Annotated in this window: 18 protein-coding genes; 10 read left to right on the top strand and 8 right to left on the bottom strand. The window is 67.4% G+C overall.

Features of this window, described 5'->3' with window-relative positions:
• Nucleotides 1-258: 258 nt before the first annotated feature.
• Complete coding sequence (gene amaB, locus ASD67_RS03455; protein WP_056343409.1) at nt 259-1,758, top strand: L-piperidine-6-carboxylate dehydrogenase; 1,500 nt, start codon at nt 259-261, stop codon at nt 1,756-1,758.
• A gap of 10 nt (nt 1,759-1,768) precedes the next feature.
• On the opposite strand, the gene ASD67_RS03450 is transcribed toward amaB, so the two are convergent.
• The 4 genes from ASD67_RS03450 to fsa form a co-directional block, all read right to left on the bottom strand.
• The gene (locus ASD67_RS03450) at nt 1,769-2,647 is read right to left on the bottom strand and encodes a YwqG family protein (RefSeq protein ID WP_056343406.1); all 879 of its coding nucleotides are present in this window, start codon (nt 2,645-2,647) and stop codon (nt 1,769-1,771) included.
• 83 nt (nt 2,648-2,730) lie between these two features.
• Entirely contained in the window at nt 2,731-4,233 is a 1,503-nt protein-coding gene (locus ASD67_RS03445; protein WP_056343403.1) for an acetyl-CoA acetyltransferase, read from the bottom strand.
• Nucleotide 4,234: 1 nt separating this feature from the next.
• Complete coding sequence (locus tag ASD67_RS03440; protein ID WP_056343400.1) at nt 4,235-5,038, bottom strand: enoyl-CoA hydratase-related protein; 804 nt, start codon at nt 5,036-5,038, stop codon at nt 4,235-4,237.
• A gap of 178 nt (nt 5,039-5,216) precedes the next feature.
• Entirely contained in the window at nt 5,217-5,867 is a 651-nt protein-coding gene (gene fsa / locus ASD67_RS03435) for a fructose-6-phosphate aldolase (protein ID WP_056343398.1), read from the bottom strand.
• Between the two features lie 183 nt (nt 5,868-6,050).
• Here fsa and radA point away from each other — a divergent pair, with 183 nt between their 5' ends.
• Genes radA through ASD67_RS03415 form a run of 4 tightly spaced genes read left to right on the top strand, consistent with a single transcriptional unit; the run spans nt 6,051 to nt 10,300 of the window.
• Nucleotides 6,051-7,412 (top strand): DNA repair protein RadA, encoded by a 1,362-nt coding sequence (gene radA / locus ASD67_RS03430; protein ID WP_056343395.1) that lies wholly within the window; start codon nt 6,051-6,053, stop codon nt 7,410-7,412.
• Between the two features lie 10 nt (nt 7,413-7,422).
• Nucleotides 7,423-7,992: a CvpA family protein gene (locus tag ASD67_RS03425; RefSeq protein ID WP_082544813.1), complete on the top strand. Its 570-nt coding sequence runs from the start codon at nt 7,423-7,425 to the stop codon at nt 7,990-7,992.
• Nucleotides 7,989-8,417 (top strand): iron-sulfur cluster assembly scaffold protein, encoded by a 429-nt coding sequence (locus ASD67_RS03420; RefSeq protein ID WP_056343392.1) that lies wholly within the window; start codon nt 7,989-7,991, stop codon nt 8,415-8,417. The genes ASD67_RS03425 and ASD67_RS03420 overlap by 4 nt, the downstream gene beginning before the upstream one ends.
• Complete coding sequence (locus ASD67_RS03415) at nt 8,414-10,300, top strand: cation:proton antiporter domain-containing protein (protein ID WP_056343389.1); 1,887 nt, start codon at nt 8,414-8,416, stop codon at nt 10,298-10,300. The genes ASD67_RS03420 and ASD67_RS03415 overlap by 4 nt, the downstream gene beginning before the upstream one ends.
• On the opposite strand, the gene aroB is transcribed toward ASD67_RS03415, so the two are convergent.
• Both aroB and ASD67_RS03405 read right to left on the bottom strand, forming a co-directional pair.
• Entirely contained in the window at nt 10,297-11,403 is a 1,107-nt protein-coding gene (aroB, locus tag ASD67_RS03410) for a 3-dehydroquinate synthase (protein WP_056343385.1), read from the bottom strand. The two genes, ASD67_RS03415 and aroB, sit on opposite strands and share 4 nt — an antisense overlap.
• Nucleotides 11,391-11,966, bottom strand: coding sequence for a shikimate kinase (locus ASD67_RS03405; protein ID WP_082544812.1), 576 nt, complete (start codon nt 11,964-11,966; stop codon nt 11,391-11,393). Before ASD67_RS03405 ends, aroB begins: the two co-directional genes overlap by 13 nt.
• Before the next feature lie 140 nt (nt 11,967-12,106).
• Between ASD67_RS03405 and ASD67_RS23590 the strand changes: the two genes are divergently transcribed.
• From ASD67_RS23590 to ASD67_RS03385, 5 genes are all read left to right on the top strand, one after another.
• Nucleotides 12,107-12,247, top strand: coding sequence for a hypothetical protein (locus ASD67_RS23590; protein WP_156377553.1), 141 nt, complete (start codon nt 12,107-12,109; stop codon nt 12,245-12,247).
• The gene (locus ASD67_RS03400) at nt 12,244-14,055 is read left to right on the top strand and encodes a hypothetical protein (protein WP_056343382.1); all 1,812 of its coding nucleotides are present in this window, start codon (nt 12,244-12,246) and stop codon (nt 14,053-14,055) included. The genes ASD67_RS23590 and ASD67_RS03400 overlap by 4 nt, the downstream gene beginning before the upstream one ends.
• Nucleotides 14,056-14,057: 2 nt before the next feature.
• Nucleotides 14,058-14,999 carry a tyrosine recombinase gene (locus ASD67_RS03395; protein ID WP_056343381.1) on the top strand — a complete coding sequence of 314 codons (942 nt, stop codon included), beginning with the start codon at nt 14,058-14,060 and terminating at the stop codon, nt 14,997-14,999.
• Nucleotides 15,000-15,009: 10 nt separating this feature from the next.
• Nucleotides 15,010-15,957: an acetyl-CoA carboxylase carboxyltransferase subunit alpha gene (locus ASD67_RS03390; protein WP_056343377.1), complete on the top strand. Its 948-nt coding sequence runs from the start codon at nt 15,010-15,012 to the stop codon at nt 15,955-15,957.
• A 135-nt stretch (nt 15,958-16,092) separates the two neighbouring features.
• Nucleotides 16,093-17,583 carry a M48 family metalloprotease gene (locus ASD67_RS03385; RefSeq protein ID WP_056343374.1) on the top strand — a complete coding sequence of 497 codons (1,491 nt, stop codon included), beginning with the start codon at nt 16,093-16,095 and terminating at the stop codon, nt 17,581-17,583.
• Nucleotides 17,584-17,687: 104 nt separating this feature from the next.
• Here ASD67_RS03385 and ASD67_RS03380 read toward each other — a convergent pair whose 3' ends face one another.
• Both ASD67_RS03380 and ASD67_RS22545 read right to left on the bottom strand, forming a co-directional pair.
• Nucleotides 17,688-17,852 (bottom strand): Flp family type IVb pilin, encoded by a 165-nt coding sequence (locus tag ASD67_RS03380; protein WP_056343372.1) that lies wholly within the window; start codon nt 17,850-17,852, stop codon nt 17,688-17,690.
• 146 nt (nt 17,853-17,998) lie between these two features.
• The gene (locus ASD67_RS22545; protein ID WP_082544820.1) at nt 17,999-18,169 is read right to left on the bottom strand and encodes a Flp family type IVb pilin; all 171 of its coding nucleotides are present in this window, start codon (nt 18,167-18,169) and stop codon (nt 17,999-18,001) included.
• Between the last annotated feature and the right edge of the window lie 214 nt (nt 18,170-18,383).

Raw genomic sequence — 18,383 nt, 5'->3', positions numbered from 1 at the left:
TGCAATGGGTGTTCGCGGCGGCGTCGGCGGGGACGGGGACCAGGGGTTCGGAGGGGGGTAGGTCGGACACGTTGCTTCTCCCGCTTTCAGGCCCTCGCTTGGGCCGCGAATCTTGTCAGTCCCTCCTTATCCGTTCGCATCGAGCGAAGTCGAGGTGTGCGTCGGTCGCATACGACTTCGGGGTGTCTCGACTTCGCTCGACACGAACGGGTGGAGGGGATTAGAGGCGGCACGAGATCGCAATGGAAAGGACTATCGATGACCGGGATCGGCGAAGAGGTCGGGCGGCTGCTCGACGGGCTGGGCGTGGACCGGGCGTTGTGGACCGACGGATCGATGCCTTCGGTGACGCCGCTGACCGGCGAGCCGGTCGCGATGCTGCGCGTCACCGACGCGGCGGTGATCGACGAGACGCTGGACAAGGCGGTTGCCGCCTTTCGCGCGTGGCGCAACGTTCCGGCACCGCGGCGCGGCGAACTGGTACGGCTGTGGGGCGAGGAATTGCGCGCGGCCAAGGACGATCTGGCGAAGCTGGTGACGATTGAGGCGGGCAAGATTCCGTCCGAGGGCGCGGGCGAAGTGCAGGAGATGATCGACATCTGCGACTTCGCGGTCGGGCTGTCGCGCCAGCTTTACGGCCTGACCATCGCGACCGAGCGGCCGGGGCACCGGATGATGGAGGTGTGGCATCCGCTGGGCGTCGTCGGGGTGATTTCGGCGTTCAACTTTCCGGTCGCGGTGTGGACGTGGAATGCGGCGCTGGCGCTGGTGTGCGGCAACAGCGTGGTGTGGAAACCGTCGGAAAAGACGCCGCTGACCGCGCTCGCCACGCAGGCGATTTTCGCGCGCGCGGTCGCGCGGTTCGGCGACGCGCCGGAGGGCCTGTCGCAACTGCTGATCGGCGGGCGCGAGGCGGGCGAGGCATTGGTCGACGACAAGCGCGTGGCCTTGCTGTCGGCGACGGGGTCGACGCGCATGGGCCGCGCGGTCGCGCCGCGGCTGGCCGAGCGCTTCGCGCGCGCGATCCTCGAGCTTGGCGGCAACAATGGCGTGATCGTCGCGCCGTCGGCCGATCTCGACCTCGCGCTGCGCGGGGTGGCGTTCGGGGCGATGGGGACCGCGGGGCAGCGCTGCACGACGACGCGGCGATTATTCCTGCACGACAGCATCTACGACGGCTTCGTCGCCAAGCTGAAGGCGGCCTATGCGAGCGTCGGGGTCGGCAATCCGCTGGAGCGCGAGGTGCTCGTCGGGCCGCTGATCGACCGCGCTGCGTTCGAAATGATGCAGGACGCCCTGACCGCTGCGGCGGCGGCCGGAGGCATGATCCATGGTGGCGCGCGCGTCGGCGAAGGCGCGAGCTTCTATGTGCGGCCCGCGCTGGTCGAGATGCCGGGGCAGGTCGGACCGGTGCTCGAAGAGACCTTCGCGCCGATCCTTTATGTGATGCGCTATGACGACCTCGATGCGGTGATCGACGAACATAATGCCGTCGCTGCCGGCCTGTCGTCGGCGATCTTCACCACCGACATGCGCGAGGCCGAACGCTTCCTGGTCGCCAGCGACTGCGGGATCGCCAACGTCAACCTTGGTACCAGCGGCGCCGAGATCGGCGGGGCGTTCGGCGGCGAGAAGGAGACCGGCGGCGGGCGCGAGAGCGGGGCGGACAGCTGGCGCCAATATATGCGGCGCGCGACGAACACGGTGAATTATTCGGACGCGCTGCCGCTGGCGCAGGGTGTGTCGTTCGACATTTAGGCCGCTGTGCTCAATAGCAGTCCCATTGGTAGAAGATCTTGCTGAAGTCGCGCTTGAGCAGGTCTTCGCGCCGGATCATGAACTGGCCCTGCCCGGAGTCGCCCCACATGATGTGGTCGTCGCTCCACAGGTTGAGGAGGACGCGGTCGACGTCCTGATAGCGCTTGTCCGCGCGCCAGTCGGACTGGGTGAAGCCGGGGTGGCCGCCGACATGGTGGCCCTGGGTCGCCAGTTCGATCTGCTTGTCGGCGAAGGCATAGATGCGGTCGCTCTTGGCGCGGTCGTTGAGCAGCGTGGCGAGGTCGCGTTCGGCGAGCCAGGATTCGACCGACGGGACCTGATCGGTCCGTTTCGGCTTCAGCGCGATGCCTCGCGCGACGGTGGCGTCGTAGAGCGGGGAATAATCGTCGATCCCGCGGTCCCCCGCTGGCCGCCCGCTGTGCAACCGGCCGGGGCCACCCAGCTTTTCGCGCCAGATGACACGAAACTTGCCGGCCTCGGGCTTCTCGAAATTCGCGCCATACAGGTCGTCGCGGGCGAGGAAGAATTGCAGCACGCCGCTGGTCGGATAGTCGGGCAGCGGCGGCAGTTCGGCAAAATCGACCTGGGCGAGGAAGGACATCGGCCGTCCTTCGGGGTCGGCGGGCCAGGCTTCGCCGGCCGCCAGCCAGACCGGGCCGCCGATGCGTGTGCCGCCCGCCGTGGCGGGGGCCGGACCCGCAGGCTCGAGTTCGATCGCGGGGAGGCTGTGTTTTGCCTGCCAGGCGGCAAATTCGGACACCGCCGGATCGCGTAGCAATTCCTGCATCGTCGGCTCGGCGGGTATCGCCGGTGTGCAGCCGAACATCGTCGCGGCTGCGAGGGCCGCAGGGAGCAGGAGCCTTTTCATGTGGTGGAGCCTATCGGCTTAGCCGATCGTGCGCGAGTGAATTTGGGACGATGTTCCCCTCCCGCTTGCGGGAGGGGAGAGGCTTATGCGCGCCAGCCGAAGCGATCCTCGCCCAGCGCCACGACCGCGCCCGCCGTGCCGACCGGCTCGGCCTTGCCGTCGGTCAGGAACGCCAGCATCGCGGCATCGCTGACATCGACATGCGCCAGCGTGCGCTGGCCATCGGGCGTGCGCGCCACCACCACGCCGGCTTTCGGCGCGCCGTCGCGGCCATAGAAGATCGTGTAGCTTTCGATCGTCGCCGGCCCCGCATAGTCCTTGACCAGTTCGGGGACGGGGCCGCGCTTTTCCTCGGCTTCGGCCTGATAGTCGAAATCCTGCGGGAAGCTGGCGGCGGCGATCGGTTCGCTGCCGAGGACGATGCAATGATTGTCGGTCGCGAAGCCGCCATTGGCGAACAGGAAGCCGTAGCGGCCCTCCTTGCGCAGCTTTTCGACCATCGAGACCACCGCGTGGCTCATGTAATTGGCGATCGGGCCGCCGCCGAAGGTCAGGCCGCCGAAAACGGTCGCGGGCTTGTCGACCGACCAGCCGAGCGTACGCCGCGCCATCTTGGGCACGCAGGGGAAGCAGCTGTAGAGTTCGACGCAATCGAAATCCTCGACGGTCATGCTGTTGAGCGCGAGCGTGCGGTTGATGCTCGTTTCCATGCTGACGCTGCCGTCGTAGCGGTCGCGGTGGAGGATGTTGGCGGGTTCTTTCGCCGCCGCGCCCATGCCCACGTAAATGAGCCGGTCCTCGGCGATGCCGCGGCGCCGCGCTTCGGCGAGGCTGGTCACGAGGAAGCCCGCACCCTGATTCACCGACGAATTGGCGACCATCAGCTTCGAGTAAGGAAAGGCGATCGGGCGGTTGCGTTCGTCGACGGTCAGGATGTCGGCCGGCGTCGCGGGCTTGCGGATCCACGCGCCATCGTTGGCGGCGGCGACTTCGGAAAAACGCGACCAGATCGCGGCGCTTTCGTCCTGTGCCTCGGTCAGCGTCTGGCCCCAGGCGGCGCGGGTGGCGTTTTCGTAGAGCGGATAGACATCGACCGGGGCCGAGAGTCCGTGCAATTGCGAATAATTGGGTTCGCGACGGGTCGCGACCTGGCGGATCGCGTTATAGCTTTTGTCTTCGCCTTTCGCGGCCTTGGCGGCGCGGCCGGCGGCGGTGCGCAGCGCTTCTGCACCGACGATCGCGGCGAGTTTGATCTCGCCGGCGCCGATGCGGTTCGCGGCCTCGTTGAGCAGGCGGATCGGGGTGTCGCCGTGCGGCGCCGCCGACTGGTAGTTGATCGCAGGGGTCGCACCGATCGCGGCGGCGAGCGGTTCGGGAAGCTTGCCGAGGCTGTGGAAGCTGATCTGGTCGACGATCGCGAGGCTGTCGATTTCGGTCAGCGACACGCCCGCGTCTTCGGCGGCGACCTTCAGCGCCGCGACCATCAGGCCAAGCGAATCGAGGCCCTGGTCGGGATCGGCGGGGCGGTCGTTGACCTGCCCGACGCCGATGATGACGGGGATAAGTTCGGGATCGGTCATTGTCATCCTAGCGTGCCTTCCACTCGGGCTTGCGCTTCTGCGCGAAGGCGAGCGGGCCTTCGCGCGCGTCCTCGCTGCGCATCAGCCGGTTGCGTTCGAGGGTGTTCGCCTCCCACGCCGCCGCGTCCGACGCGATACGGCCTTCGTGGATGCCGAGCGCGACGCGTTTCGACACCTGCACCGACAGCGGCGCGTTGGCGGCGATCTTTTCGGCGAGCGCGATGGCGGTCGGCATCAGGTCGGCGAGCGGGACAACCCGATTGGCGAAGCCATAGCGATGCGCGGCCTGTGCATCGAAGGGGTCACCGGTGAGCAGATGCTCCATCGCGAGCTTTTGCGGCAGCTGGCGCGCGATGCGAAAGGCGCCGCCGGCGGCGGCGAACAGCCCGACCTTGACCTCGGGCAGGCCGAATTGGGCGGTTTCCGCCGCGACAACAATGTCGCTCATCAGCGCGATCTCGCAGCCGCCGCCAAAGGCGAAGCCGTTGACCGCCGCGATGATCGGTTTCGAGATCGGGTGCGCGACCATGCCCGCGAAGCCCCACGCCTGCTGCGCCTCATCGTCGGGTGCGAGCTTGCCGCCGCGCGACAGTGCGACAAGGTCGGCGCCGGCGCAGAAGCTCTTGTCGCCCGCGCCGGTGATCACGACGACGCGGATCTCGGGGTCGTTCTCGGCCTCTTCGAGCGCGGTGCCGATGCCGACATGGACGTCGGCATTGACCGCGTTGCGCGCCTCGGGCCGGTTGATCGTGATGATCAGGATATGGCCCTGACGCTGCGTCAGAACGGCGGGGGCGGCGGTGTCGGTCATCGAATCTCTCCCTTTGTCGTAGGGGAGTATCGGCGTGAGTTGACGTTTACGTCAACTGTAAAGGGATGAATCCTCCCTGTCGCGNGGAGGGGCCATGGCGCGACGTCGCCGGCCCCTCCACCACCGCTTCGCGGCGGTCCCCCTCCCCACGGCTGCGCCGCAGGGAGGATCTCTATCTTCAGATCGACTGCCCGGTCTTCGCCCAGTCGGCGAGGAAGCCTTCGATGCCCTTTTCGGTCAGGATGTGCTTGAACAGCCCCTTGATGACCGACGGCGGCGCGGTCATCACGTCGGCGCCGATCTTGGCGGCTTCGAGAACATGGATGCCGTGGCGGACGCTGGCGACGAGGATTTCGGTCTCATAGCCATAATTGTCGTAGATCAGCCGGATATCCGAAATCAGCTGCATGCCGTCGAAGCCGTTGTCGTCGTGGCGGCCGACGAAGGGCGAGACGAAGGTCGCGCCGGCCTTGGCCGCGAGCAGCGCCTGCGCCGCCGAGAAGCAGAGGGTGACATTGACCATCGTGCCGTCGCCGGTCAGCGCCTTGCACGTCTTGAGGCCGTCGATGGTCAGCGGCACCTTGATGCAGACGTTGGAAGCGATCTTGCGGAGGATTTCGGCCTCCTTCATCATCGTTTCATGGTCGAGCGCGACGACCTCGGCCGAGACGGGGCCGGTGGTGAGCGCGCAAATCTCGCGCGTCACTTCCTTGAAATCGCGGCCCGACTTGGCGATCAGCGAGGGGTTGGTGGTGACCCCGTCGAGCAGGCCGGTCGCGGCGAGTTCCTGGATGTCGGCGATTTCGGCGGTGTCGGCGAAGAATTTCATGGGGGCTTCCTTGAGGGCAGGCGATTCGGTTTCTTCGCTCCCCTAGAACCCTTTCCCCGTCATTGCGAGCGAAGCGAAGCAATCCAGAGCGGTTACCGCACGCTCTGGATTGCTTCGCTTCGCTCGCAATGGCGACGGGATAAAGGGCTGGCGTTCCATTTTTGTTCCCGCTAAGCGAACCCCATGGCCAAAGCGAAACGCCAATATGTCTGCCAGAATTGCGGCTCGGCCACCTATCGCTGGCAGGGGCAGTGCGCCGATTGCGGCGAGTGGAACACGCTGGTCGAAGAAGCCGGCGAAACCGCCTTTTCGGCGAAGCACGACCTCAGCAAAGGCGGACGGACGATTGCGCTCGAGGCGCTCGACGCGCACAGCATCATGCCCGAGCGGATGCTGTGCGGCATCGCCGAGTTCGACCGCGCGCTCGGCGGCGGCTTCGTCGCGGGGTCGGCCACGCTGATCGGCGGCGATCCGGGGATCGGCAAGTCGACGCTGTTGTTGCAGGCAGCCGGGCGGCTCGCGCTGGCGGGCAAGACGGTCGTCTATATCAGCGGCGAGGAAGCGGCGGCGCAGGTGCGGCTGCGCGCGCAACGGCTGGGGCTGGGCAAGGCGCCGGTGCAACTCGCGAGCGCGACCTCGGTGCGCGACATATTGGCGACGCTTGGCGGCAGCGATCCCGATTTCATCGTCATCGATTCGATCCAGACGATGCACAGCGACCTGATCGAAGGCGCGCCGGGCACGGTGAGCCAGGTCCGCGCCTCGGCGCAGGAACTGATCCGCTATGCCAAGGACAGCGGCGCGGCGCTGGTGCTCGTCGGCCATGTCACCAAGGACGGGACGATCGCGGGGCCCCGCGTGCTCGAACATATGGTCGACACGGTGCTGGCGTTCGAGGGCGAGCGCAGCCATCAATATCGCATCCTGCGCGCGGTCAAGAACCGTTTCGGCGGCACCGACGAGATCGGGGTGTTCGCGATGGGCGAGGGCGGGCTGGGCGAAGTCGCCAACCCGTCGAGCCTGTTCCTGACCGACCGCAGCCGCGACGTGCCGGGGTCGGTGGTGTTCCCCGCGCTCGAAGGCACAAGGCCGGTGCTGGTCGAGGTGCAGGCGCTGACCGTGCGGCTGGCGAGCGGAGCAACGCCGCGCCGCGCGGTGGTTGGCTGGGACAGCGGGCGGCTCGCGATGGTGCTCGCGGTGCTCGAGGCGCGCTGCGGGCTGCAGCTTGGCGGGGCGGAGGTCTATCTGAATATCGCGGGCGGTTATCGGCTCACCGATCCCGCGGCCGACCTCGCGGTCGCGGCGGCGCTGATCTCGGCGTTCAGCGAGCGGCCGGTGCCCGCCGATGCGATCGTGTTCGGCGAATTGTCGCTGTCGGGCGAGGTGCGCCCGGTGTCGCACGACGGGCTGCGGTTGCGCGAGGCGGCGAAGCTCGGTTTCTCGACCGGCTGGGGTCCCAAGGGGATGAAGGGCGTCGGCGGGATTTCGGTCACCGGTTTCGGCCGATTGGGCGAACTCGTTGACCTGATGCTCGGGCGCGACTAGCGACCGGCAAATGGGAAGTCTGACGGCTCTGGATATCGTCGTGCTCGTGCTGGTTGGCGGCGGCGCGGTGCTCGGTTTTACGCGCGGCCTGGTGCAGGAGGTGACGACCCTCCTCGCCTGGGTGCTGGCGATCGTCGCCGTGCGCCTGTTTCACGGCATGGTGACCGGCCTCGTCAGCGGCTGGGTCGGGACCCAGGGCGGCGCGGCGGTGCTCGCCTTCGTGCTCGTTTTCGGCGGGGTGTTCGCGCTCGCCAAATGGGGATCGCGCGCGATGGGCAAGCGCAGCCGCGCCTCGCTCGTCGGCGGGTTCGACCGCGGGCTGGGCGCGGGCTTCGGTGCCGTGAAGGGGCTGCTGATCGCTTCGATCGGCTTCCTGCTCGTCACGCTGCTGTACGACATCGGTTATGGCAATACGCAGCGCCCGGCGTGGATGACCGACAGCCGCACCTATCCGGCGCTCAATGCCACGAGCGCGGCGATGAGCAAGGTCATCGCCGAGCGCCGCGCCGCAGCGCGCGAGGCCGAGGCAAACGGCAGCGCCAAGGACAACAAGGACGCGTCCGCCGCGGGCGCGAAATGAGCGCGCCGCTCTATAATCGCGACATTTTGTCGCTCGCGGTCGCGACCGCCGAATATCTGCCGCTGCCCGATGCGCGCCATCACGCCTCGCTGCGCGCGCCGCTCTGCGGCAGCCGGATCATCCTCGATCTCGATACCGACGGCGATGGCCGCGTGACCGCCGTGGGCCTGCATGTCGAGGCCTGCGCGCTCGGACAGGCGTCGGCGGCACTGCTCGCGCGCCATGCGAAGGGGCGAAGCCTCGACGATATCCGCGCCGCGCGGACAGCCATAGCGGGCTGGTTTGGCGGCACCGGCGACCAGCCCGACTGGCCCGGCTTCGACCTGCTGGCGCCGGCGAAGGATTATCCCGCGCGGCACGGCGCCATCCTGCTGCCCTTCGATGCGGCGATCGCGGCCTATGAGGCGGAGACCGCGGGCGCATGAGCCTGTTGCTGCTCGCGACCGCCGCGTCGGGCATCGCGGCCGGCAATGGTGTCGCGACCGACACGATGTTGTTCGAAGGGGCGATCCTGCTCGGCGTCGCGACCCTGTTCGTCATGATCTTTCGCCGCCTCGGCCTCGGTGCGGTGCTCGGCTATCTGATCGCGGGCGCGCTCGTTGGCCCGCATGGGCTGGGGCTGGTCGGTGGCGGCGAATCGAAACTCGCCTTCGCCGAGATCGGCATCGCCTTCCTGCTGTTCCTCGTCGGGCTCGAACTCCATCCGCGCCGCCTGTGGGAACTGCGCCGCGCGATCTTTGGGCTGGGCATGGCGCAGGTCGTGGTGAGCGGGCTGATCCTCACCGCGCTGATCCTCGCGACGCTGGGGTTCAGCTGGCAGGCGGCGCTGGCGCTCGGCCTGCCGCTGGCGCTGTCATCGACCGCGCAGGTCCTGCCCAGCCTCAAATCTTCGGGCACGATCAATTCGCCCTTCGGCGAAAAGGCCTTTTCGATCCTGTTGTTCCAGGATCTCGCGATCGTGCCGATGATCACCATCGTCGCCGCGCTGTCGCGCGCGCCCGCCGACCCGTCGGCGCCGCCGGGATGGCAGATGGGGCTTTATACGGTCGGCGCGATCGCCGCGCTGGTTCTGGTCGGACGCTTCATCGTCAACCCGTTGCTGCGCCTCGTCGGGCGCTATGGCGAGCGCGAGCTGTTCGTCGTCGTCGGGCTGCTGGTGGTGCTGGCGAGCGCGGCCTTCATGCACAGCCTGCATCTGTCGACCGCGCTCGGGGCCTTCATCGCGGGTGTGATGCTCGCCGACTCGCCGTACCGGCACGAGATCGAGGCCGATGTCGAGCCCTTCCGCCTCGTCCTGCTCGGCCTGTTTTTCCTTGCGGTGGGCATGGTGCTCGATGTCGGCGCGGTGATGGAGCGGCCCTGGCTCGTCCTCGGCCTCGCGGCGGGGCTGGTCGCGGTCAAGGTCGGCGTTCTCACCGGGATCGCGCGCGTGTACGGCATGTCGTGGAAGGCCGCGCTCGGCCTCGGTCTGCTGCTCAGCCAGGGCGGCGAGTTCGGTTTCCTGCTCTTCACCCAGGCGTCGGACGCGCTGCTGATCGCCCCCGAGGCAGCGAGCCTGTTCAGCGCGGTGGTGACGCTGTCGATGGTGTCGACGCCCTTCCTGATGCTGTTCGCGCGCAACCTGGAATTCGCGCCCGACCGCGATGGCCAGGAGCTCGCCGGTCCCGAGGATGCGCCGCGCGGATCGGCGCTGGTGATCGGTTATGGGCGGTTTGGACAGATCGTTTCGCAGATGCTGCATGCGGTCGATTGTTCGGTGACGCTGATCGACAAGAAGCCGAGCCAGATCGAGCTGTCGGAACGGTTCGACACCAAGGTCTATTTCGGCGACGGGCTGCGGCTCGACCTGCTGCGCCGCGCGGGGGCCGATGACGTCAAGCTGATTGTCTATTGCATCGACGATCGCAGCGTCGATGCCGCCGCGCTGCGCCCGGTGGTCGAGGCCTTCCCCAATGCGAAGGTGCTGATGCGCGTGTTCGACCGCCGCCAGTTGATGGCGATCGACGGGGCGGGAGCGAGCGGCGCGGTGCGCGAGGTGTTCGAAAGCTCGATCGCGCTGGGGTTGATGGCGCTCGAACAGCTCGACATCGACCGGCGCGAGATCGAGGATGTCGAAGCGGCGCTGCGTCACCTCGACGAGGTGCGGCTCGATGCGCAGCTGGTCGATGGAGACCTGTCGGCGGGCATGGACCATCGTTTCCAGCCCGGGGGTAGCCGCGAGGGGACGAGCATCCTCGAGAAACTGCGCGAAACGCGCCGCGCGGCGAAGCTGGCGAAGGAAGAGGCCGAGGGTGAGCCGTTCGCCTAGGCGGCGTCGGCGCCGTCCAGAAACGCCGCGACCTTGTCGAGGCCATAGTCTTCGGTCACGAAGCTTTGGCCGATGCCCCGCGTCAGGATCAGCGGCAGCTTGCCGCCGCGTACCTTCTTGTCGTGCGCCATGTGCGCCGCGAGCGTCGCGCCGTCGCTGTTGACGCCGGCGCTCGCGAGGCTGTGCGGCAGGTCGACGCTGGCGAGATGGTCACGGACGCGGGCGGCGTCCTCCGGCGGGCAGAGGCCGTTCGCGGCCGAAAACTGATGCGCCAGCACCATGCCCGCGGCGACCGCTTCGCCGTGGAGCAGTCGGTCCGAATAGCCGGTCTCGGCCTCGAGCGCGTGGCCGAAGCTGTGGCCGAGGTTGAGCAGCGCGCGGATATCCTGCGTTTCGCGCTCGTCGGCGGCGACGATGCGCGCCTTGGCCGATACGCTGTGCGCAATCGCTTTGTGCCGGGCGGCGCTGTCGCCCGCGAGTAACGCGGCGCCGTTCGCCTCGCACCAGGCGAAGAAGGTGGGATCGTCGATCAGGCCATATTTGACGACTTCGGCATAGCCCGCGCCGAGTTCGCGGCGCGGCAGCGTTGCGAGCGTCGTCGGATCGATCAGGACGAGCGCGGGCTGGTGGAAGGCGCCGATGAGATTCTTGCCCGCCGCGACGTTGATCGCGGTCTTACCGCCGACGCTGCTGTCGACCTGCGCCAGCAGCGTGGTCGGCACCTGTACGAAGGCACAGCCGCGTTTGACGATGCTGCACGCGAAACCGACGAGGTCGCCGATCACCCCGCCGCCGAGCGCGATGACATGGTCGCTGCGTTCCACGCCCTCGCCGATCAGCCATTCGGTGAGGCGGCCGAGGCCGGCCCAGCTCTTGCTGCCCTCGCCCGCCGGCAGGACCAGCGAGGAGAAGGAAATGCCTTCGGCGCCGAGCGAGGCGCCGACTGACGTCAGATAGTGCTGCGCGACATGGTCGTCGGTGACGATCATCGTGCGCGGGCGCTTGAGCAGCGGCGCGACATGAGTGCCGATGTCGCGGATCAGGCCGTCGCCGATCAGGATCGGATAGCTGCGGCTGCCGAGTTCGACGGTCAGGCGTTCCATTGCGAAAGGGCCTCCAAAATCGCGCGCACCGTATGGTCGTGCGGGCTCGACGCCGAGCTGACGCGGATATGCGCCTCGGCATAGATCGGGTTACGGACGACGGCGAGTTCGCGCAGCACCTCGCCCGGATCGCGATTCTTGAGCAGCGGGCGGTGGCTGCGGCGCCCGACGCGTTCGACGAGGGTCGGAATGTCGGCGTCGAGCCAGATCGACAGGCTGGCCTGCTTGATCAGCGCGCGCGTCTCTTCGTTCATGAAGGCGCCGCCGCCGGTCGCGAGGACGAGCGGCTTGCCGGTCAGCAGGCGCGCGATGACGCGGCGCTCGCCGTCGCGGAATTGCGCCTCACCGAAGCGCGCGAAAATCTCGCTGATCGTCATGCCCGCCGCGCGCTCTATCTCGTCGTCGGCGTCGGCGAAGCGCATCCCGAGCCGTGAGGCGAGACGGCGGCCGATCGTCGACTTGCCCGATCCCATCAGCCCGACGAGAACGATCGGCCGCTCGCGGATCGCCGCGGACAGGGCCCCCGAGGAAATCGGTGCCGGGCTTTTCGGGTTTCGCGTCATGCTGGGCGCGGCTATACCGGCTGGACCGCGCGGGACAATGGTTTTGCTGCGCCGCGCAAAACGGGCTTCTGGTCGGCAAAGGATGGCATTGGATATTGCGCAGGCGGGGCAGATCGGGGAAAGGCCGCTGGGTCGGTCGATTGGTCGTGTTCCTGTTGGTGCTGCTGGTTTTCTGGCTGCTGCTGATTTTCCTGGGCCGGCCGATCGAACCGCGAATGATTGAGGTGGATGTGACCGACAAGATTGCCGACAGCGCGACGCCCGAAAGCCGCCCGCAATGAAGACGCGGCTGGTATCGCTGACGCTGGGCCTGTCGGGCGCCGCTCTCGCCGCCGCGCTGGTCCTGCCCGCGCTCGCGCAGGAATCGCTGCTGCCCGAAGGTTTCGGCAATCCGGCCCCGACGCCGAGCCCGTCGCCGACCCCCGCGCCGACCGCGACACCGACCCCTTCGTCGACGCCGAAGGCCGGGCCGGTCGCCCCGACCGTCACCGCGACGCTCCCCGGCACCGCCACGACCGCGACTGCGACCGACGACGAGGAGGTCGAGGACGGCGAAGAGGTCGAACCCGGCACGCTGAAATACGACCTGCCGCCCGGTGCGCGGCGCCTGCTTACCCGCATCGGCCCGCTGACGCCGGAAACCGGCGGCCTTGGCCCCGATGCATTCGGCGTGCGCGGCCAATATGCCGCCGCGATCATGCGTTCGACGCGCGGGCCGCTGGCGTCGCGCTGGGGCGCGATCCTGCTGCGGCGTTCGCTCGCCTCCGCGATCGACACCCCCGACACGATCAATGGCGCCGACCTCGCCGCCGACCGCGCCGGCTTGCTGTTGCGTATGGGCGAGGCGAATATCGCGCGCACGATCGTCCAGTCGGTCGATTACGACCGCGCGAGTCCGCGGCTCGTCGCGACGGCGCAGCAGGTTTTCCTCGCCAACGCCGATCCTGCGGGCATGTGCCCCTATGTCCCCGCCGGCCTCGCGCATGGCGACGAACAGGCGTGGCGGCTCGCCGCCGGCATCTGCGCCGGCCTGTCGGGCGAGGCGGGTCCCGCCGGCTGGGCGATGAGCCGCGTGCGATCGAGCGGCAAGGTATCGAATTTCGACATTTTGCTCGCCGAACGCGTGCTCGGCGCGAGCGGCGCGGGCGGGCGTTCGATCACGATCCAGTGGGACAAGATCGACAAATTGACGAGCTGGCGCTTCGGCATGGCGACCGCGACCGCGACGCCGATTCCGGCGCCGCTGCGCGGCACCGCCACCCCGGCGATGCGCGCCTGGACCGTGCTCGCGCCGATGAGCGAGATGGCCGACCGCGTCGCCGCCGCGCCCGACGCCGCGGCACGCGGGGTGCTGTCGAGCGAAGCCTATGTCTCGCTGCTCAGCGCCGCGGCGAGCGACGAGGAGCCGCCCGAAAGCCTGGCCGCGCAGACCGATCTGTTGCGCAGTGCCTTTGGCGGCGAAACGGCGGCCGATCGCTATGCGGCGATGGAAAGCCTGTGGGGCCGAGGCAGCAATCCGGTCGATCGTTACGCGGCGCAGGTCGCGACGGCTCGCGCCGCCGCGGCGTTGCCGGTCGGCACCGCGGTCGGCAGCGATCCCTGGCAGTTGATCGGGTCGATGCTCGCGGGCGGTTACGACAATCGCGCGATCGATTGGGTGCCGACGGTCAATGTCGGCAGCCGCGCCTGGGGGGTCCTCGCGGTTGGATCGCCGCGCGCGCTCAACGGCACGACCGCGAGCGCGGTGTCGAATTTTTCGGGCGACGACGACAGCGCCGATTATCAGCGTAGCAAGCTGCTGCTGGCGGGGCTGGCCGGTCTCGGGCGCATCGACAGCGGCCAGGCGGCGTCGGCGGCGAGCGATCTCGAGGTGAACCTCGGCAAGCAGACGCGCTGGACGCGCGCGATTTCGGACGCCGCAGCGCGCGGCGAACCGGGCATGGTCGCGCTGCTCGCGGCAGCGGGGATGCAGGGCGACTGGTCGACGATGCCGCCCTATCATCTCTATCATATCGTGAAGGCGTTGCGCGAAGTCGGGCTGGCGTCGGAGGCGCGGATGATCGCGGCCGAGGCGCTGGTTCGGGTCTGACCATGCGCGACGGCGACGCCGCGCTGATCGACCGTTTCCTCGAAATGATGGCCGCCGAACGCGGCGCGGCGCGCAACACGCTCGTCGCTTATCGCCGCGACCTGGAGCAGGCGGCAACGATGGCGCCGCACGGGCTGGCGGATGCCGACACCGACGCGCTGCGCACGATCATGGCTGGTTATCAATCACTTGCGGCGAGCAGCGCGGCGCGTAAATTATCGGCACTGCGGCAATTTTACGCGTTCCTGCGCGACGAGGGCGAGCGGGCCGATGACCCGGCGCAGGCGCTTGCGCGGCCGACGACACGGCGACCGCTGCCGCGTATATTGACCCATGACGATGTCGAGCGCCTGTTCGCGCAGGCGGGCGGGGAGGCCGACGGGGACGCGCCGCCTGCTGCCGCGGTGCGGATGTTGCTGCTGCTCGAACTGCTTTACGGTTCGGGGCTGCGCGCGAGCGAATTGGTGTCGCTGCCGCGGCGGGCGATCGCGGGCGAGCGGCTCTATCTGATCGTGCGCGGCAAGGGCGACAAGGAGCGGCTGGTCCCGCTGTCGGAGCGTGCGCGCAATGCACTCGATCGCTGGCTGCCGTTGCTCGCCGACGGGACGTCCTGGCTGTTTCCATCGGGTAAGAGCCATGTTTCGCGGGTGCGCCTGTTCCAGATGCTGCGCGATCTGGCGGCGCGTGCCGGGATCGATCCGACCGCGGTGAGCCCGCATGTGCTGCGCCACGCCTTTGCGACGCACCTGCTGGAGGGCGGCGCCGATCTGCGCGCGCTGCAGCTGATGCTCGGCCACGCCGATATCGCGACGACCGAAATCTACACCCATGTCGACAGTCGGCGCCTTGTAGAACTCGTCAATCGCCGCCATCCGCTCGCGCGCATGGATGTCGCGAAGGGCGGGGTGGCGGCGAACGTTGACGTTGCGGCGCCATCGTCCTAACCGCGCACAGATGACAGCCTTTCTGGACTTCGAAAAACAGGTCGCGGCGCTTGATCGCCAGATTGCCGAATTGCGCGAAATGGGCGACGATCCGACGCTCAATATCGAGGGCGACATCGCGCGGCTCGAGGACAAATCCTCGAAGATGTTGCGCGATATCTATGCGAAGCTGACGCCCTGGCAAAAGACGCAGGTCGCACGCCATCCCGACCGGCCGCATTTCAAACATTATGTCGCGGGGCTGTTCGACGACTGGATGCCGCTGGCCGGCGACCGAAATTTTGGCGACGATCAGGCGATCCTCGGCGGGCTCGCACGTTTTCGCGGTCGCCGCGTGATGGTGATCGGGCATGAAAAGGGCGACGATATCCCGTCGCGGATGAAGCATAATTTCGGCATGGCGAAGCCCGAAGGCTATCGCAAGGCGATCCGGTTGATGCAGCTCGCCGACCGGTTCGGGCTGCCGGTGATCACACTCGTCGACACCTCGGGCGCCTTCCCGGGGATCCAGGCCGAGGAACGCGGGCAGGCCGAGGCGATCGCGCGCTCGACCGAACAATGCCTGGCGCTCGGCGTGCCGATGGTCGCGACAGTGGTCGGCGAAGGTGGATCGGGCGGCGCGATCGCGATCGCCGCGGCGAACCGGGTGCTGATGTTCGAACATGCCGTCTATTCGGTGATTTCGCCCGAGGGCTGCGCATCGATCCTGTGGCGCACCGCCGACAAGGCGGCCGACGCGGCGGCGGCGATGAAAATGACGCCCGAGGATCTGCTCGCGCTGAAGATCATCGACCGCATCGTTCCCGAACCCGTCGGCGGCGCGCATCGTGCGCCAGAAATTGCGATCAAGGCGCTGGGCGACGCGATCGAGCAGGAACTCGATGCGCTATCGGGCCTGCCGCGCGACAAGATTCTTGCGGCGCGCGAGGAGAAATTCCTCGCCATGGGCCGCGCCTAGAACCCACAGGCGGCGGAACCCGATCGCGGGACCGACGTTTTCCCTGTCAATTGCCTGAGCCGGATGTTCATGGCGCGTCTTTTCGCGCGCGAATATAGGCTTATGGTATCGCGGACAGGACCAAGGGAGATCAAAATGACCCGGACGAAATTGGCGATGGCTGCGCTGCTTGCCAGCGCGGTGACGATCGGCGGTATTGCCGATGCGAAAACCAAGACGATCAAGACGGCGACCAGCATCACCGCGAGCGAGCGCAAGCAGGGCAGCGACGCGCATCCCGAACTGGTGCAGGAATTCGGCGGCACCTACACCGGGCCGCAGGCCGCCTATGTCGGGCGCGTCGGGCAGGCTATCGCGGTGCAATCGGGCCTTTCGAACGCGCGTAGCGACTTCACCGTCACCCTGCTCAATTCGCCGGTGAACAACGCCTTCGCGATCCCCGGCGGCTATATTTACGTCACACGCCAGCTGATGGCGCTGATGAACGACGAAGCCGAACTCGCGGGCGTGCTCGGCCACGAGGTCGGCCATGTCGCGGCCCAGCATAGCAAGAAGCGGCAGTCGGCGGCGACGCGCAATTCGATCCTCGGCGTCCTCGCCGGGGTGCTCGGCGGCGCGATCGGCGACAATGGCGGGTTGCTCGGGGGTCTCGGCGGGCTGCTTCAGAACAACGCCATGAAGGTCGCGCAGCTCGCGACCTTGGGATTCTCGCGCAGTCAGGAACTGGAGGCGGATCAACTGGGCGTCCAGTATCTGCGCAAGGCGGGCTATGATCCGCTGGCGCTGTCGACGGTGCTCGCCAGCCTCGCCAACCAGACCAATCTCGATGCCCGCCTGTCGGGCGGCGATGCGCGCGCGCTGCCCGAATGGGCGAGCACTCACCCCGACCCGGCCTCGCGCGTGCGCAACGCCCAGACGCTCGCTTCGGGTGCGGGGACCGGCGGCGTGCGCAACGCCGAGGCCTTCCTCGCGTCGGTCGACGGCGTGCTCTATGGCGACGATCCGGCGCAGGGCGTCGTCGAGGGCAATGAATTCCTCCACCCCGACCTGCGGCTGAAATTCGCGGTGCCGAGCGGTTACGGGATGCAGAATGGCGCGGCCGCGGTGTCGGTCAGCGGCACCGGCGGGCAGGCGCAGTTCACGACGGCGGCCTATAACGGCGACATGAATGCCTATGTCGCCGCGGCGTTCAAATCGGTGGCGGGCAACACCGCGCTGACACCCAGCAGCATCCAGCGCACGACGGTGAACGGAATCCCCGCTTATACTTCGACGGCGCGGGCGAACACCCAGTCGGGCCAGGTCGACGTCACGGTCTTTGCCTATGAATTTTCGCGGACCAGCGCGTTTCACTTCGTTGCGCTGACCAAGGCGGGCGGCGGCAGCGTGTTCAATACGATGTACAACAGCGTGCGCCGCCTCAGCACGGCGGAAGCCACCGCGATCAAGCCGCGCCGCATCGATGTGGTGACGGTCGGCCGCGGCGACACCGTGGCGACGCTGGCGCGGCGTATGGCGTACAGCAATTACCAGACCGAGCGGTTTCAGGTGCTCAACCGGCTGACCGCGACAAGCCGTCTGACGCCGGGGCAGAAGGTCAAGATCGTGGTGTATGCGAGCCGCTGAACCGGCGCGGACTTTTCGACCGGACAGCAAAAAGGGCGGTGGATTGCTCCACCGCCCTTTCTATTGGATTGCCGGCCGGCGGACCGGTCGGCGAAATCGCAATATTAGGTCGTGAGCGCGGTGTTCACGTTGTTGAACGTGCCGCTGACGCTCTTGCCGACCGAGGTCATCGCGGTGATGCCGGCGACGGCGATCAGAGCGGCGATCAGGCCGTATTCGATGGCGGTCGCGGCCTTGGTGTCGCGAACGAATTTCTTGAGAAACTTCATGTCTGGTCTCCTGATAAGTCACTTACCCTGTTGACGGTCTGGTCGGGTCAACATTTGCACTTCTACGGCGAATTGGTTTTGAATTTCTTAATGCGCCGCCGGCTCTTGGCCGCTTTCGTCAGTCCCATTTTCGGACAGCCGAAATCTCACATCGCGTTCGTCGACGCGGTCGATACATTGTTCCACATGCTGATGGTCGAATTGCCGACATTGGTGATCGCGGTCATCGCCGCGATAAAGATCAGGGCCAGTATCAGCCCATATTCGACAGCCGTCGCGGCGCTGGTCGACCGCAGCAACTTGGCAATCTTGGTCATCATTCTGCCCCTGCCTTTTTTCCAGGCTCAGCATTCCCGAATCGCCGGACGACCGTCCATGGCCGTGACGTGCGCGCGATGCCGCACTGGTCCGTGCCGCAATCGCGCCATGGGTCCGAGACGATAGAATCGTTCGAACCTCGGCCGTGCAATTCGGGGATTCTGGTCCTAGAGTTCCCGAGGATTCCGGATTTCGCATATCAGGGTTAATAAT

Source organism: Sphingopyxis sp. Root1497 (genome assembly GCF_001427085.1).
Taxonomy (GTDB): domain Bacteria; phylum Pseudomonadota; class Alphaproteobacteria; order Sphingomonadales; family Sphingomonadaceae; genus Sphingopyxis.
The sequence above is the reverse complement of the archived record's forward strand: the minus strand, read 5'-3'. Positions and strand labels throughout refer to the sequence as shown.

Excerpts from the sequence above, each read along its gene's own strand:
- amaB (WP_056343409.1), top strand. The coding sequence starts at position 259 with ATGACCGGGATCGGCGAAGAGGTCGGGCGGCTGCTCGACGGGCTGGGC.
- ASD67_RS03450 (WP_056343406.1), bottom strand. The coding sequence starts at position 2,647 with ATGAAAAGGCTCCTGCTCCCTGCGGCCCTCGCAGCCGCGACGATGTTC.
- ASD67_RS03445 (WP_056343403.1), bottom strand. The coding sequence starts at position 4,233 with ATGACAATGACCGATCCCGAACTTATCCCCGTCATCATCGGCGTCGGG.
- ASD67_RS03440 (WP_056343400.1), bottom strand. The coding sequence starts at position 5,038 with ATGACCGACACCGCCGCCCCCGCCGTTCTGACGCAGCGTCAGGGCCAT.
- fsa (WP_056343398.1), bottom strand. The coding sequence starts at position 5,867 with ATGAAATTCTTCGCCGACACCGCCGAAATCGCCGACATCCAGGAACTC.
- radA (WP_056343395.1), top strand. The coding sequence starts at position 6,051 with ATGGCCAAAGCGAAACGCCAATATGTCTGCCAGAATTGCGGCTCGGCC.
- ASD67_RS03425 (WP_082544813.1), top strand. The coding sequence starts at position 7,423 with ATGGGAAGTCTGACGGCTCTGGATATCGTCGTGCTCGTGCTGGTTGGC.
- ASD67_RS03420 (WP_056343392.1), top strand. The coding sequence starts at position 7,989 with ATGAGCGCGCCGCTCTATAATCGCGACATTTTGTCGCTCGCGGTCGCG.
- ASD67_RS03415 (WP_056343389.1), top strand. The coding sequence starts at position 8,414 with ATGAGCCTGTTGCTGCTCGCGACCGCCGCGTCGGGCATCGCGGCCGGC.
- aroB (WP_056343385.1), bottom strand. The coding sequence starts at position 11,403 with ATGGAACGCCTGACCGTCGAACTCGGCAGCCGCAGCTATCCGATCCTG.
- ASD67_RS03405 (WP_082544812.1), bottom strand. The coding sequence starts at position 11,966 with ATGACGCGAAACCCGAAAAGCCCGGCACCGATTTCCTCGGGGGCCCTG.
- ASD67_RS03400 (WP_056343382.1), top strand. The coding sequence starts at position 12,244 with ATGAAGACGCGGCTGGTATCGCTGACGCTGGGCCTGTCGGGCGCCGCT.
- ASD67_RS03395 (WP_056343381.1), top strand. The coding sequence starts at position 14,058 with ATGCGCGACGGCGACGCCGCGCTGATCGACCGTTTCCTCGAAATGATG.
- ASD67_RS03390 (WP_056343377.1), top strand. The coding sequence starts at position 15,010 with ATGACAGCCTTTCTGGACTTCGAAAAACAGGTCGCGGCGCTTGATCGC.
- ASD67_RS03385 (WP_056343374.1), top strand. The coding sequence starts at position 16,093 with ATGACCCGGACGAAATTGGCGATGGCTGCGCTGCTTGCCAGCGCGGTG.
- ASD67_RS03380 (WP_056343372.1), bottom strand. The coding sequence starts at position 17,852 with ATGAAGTTTCTCAAGAAATTCGTTCGCGACACCAAGGCCGCGACCGCC.
- ASD67_RS22545 (WP_082544820.1), bottom strand. The coding sequence starts at position 18,169 with ATGACCAAGATTGCCAAGTTGCTGCGGTCGACCAGCGCCGCGACGGCT.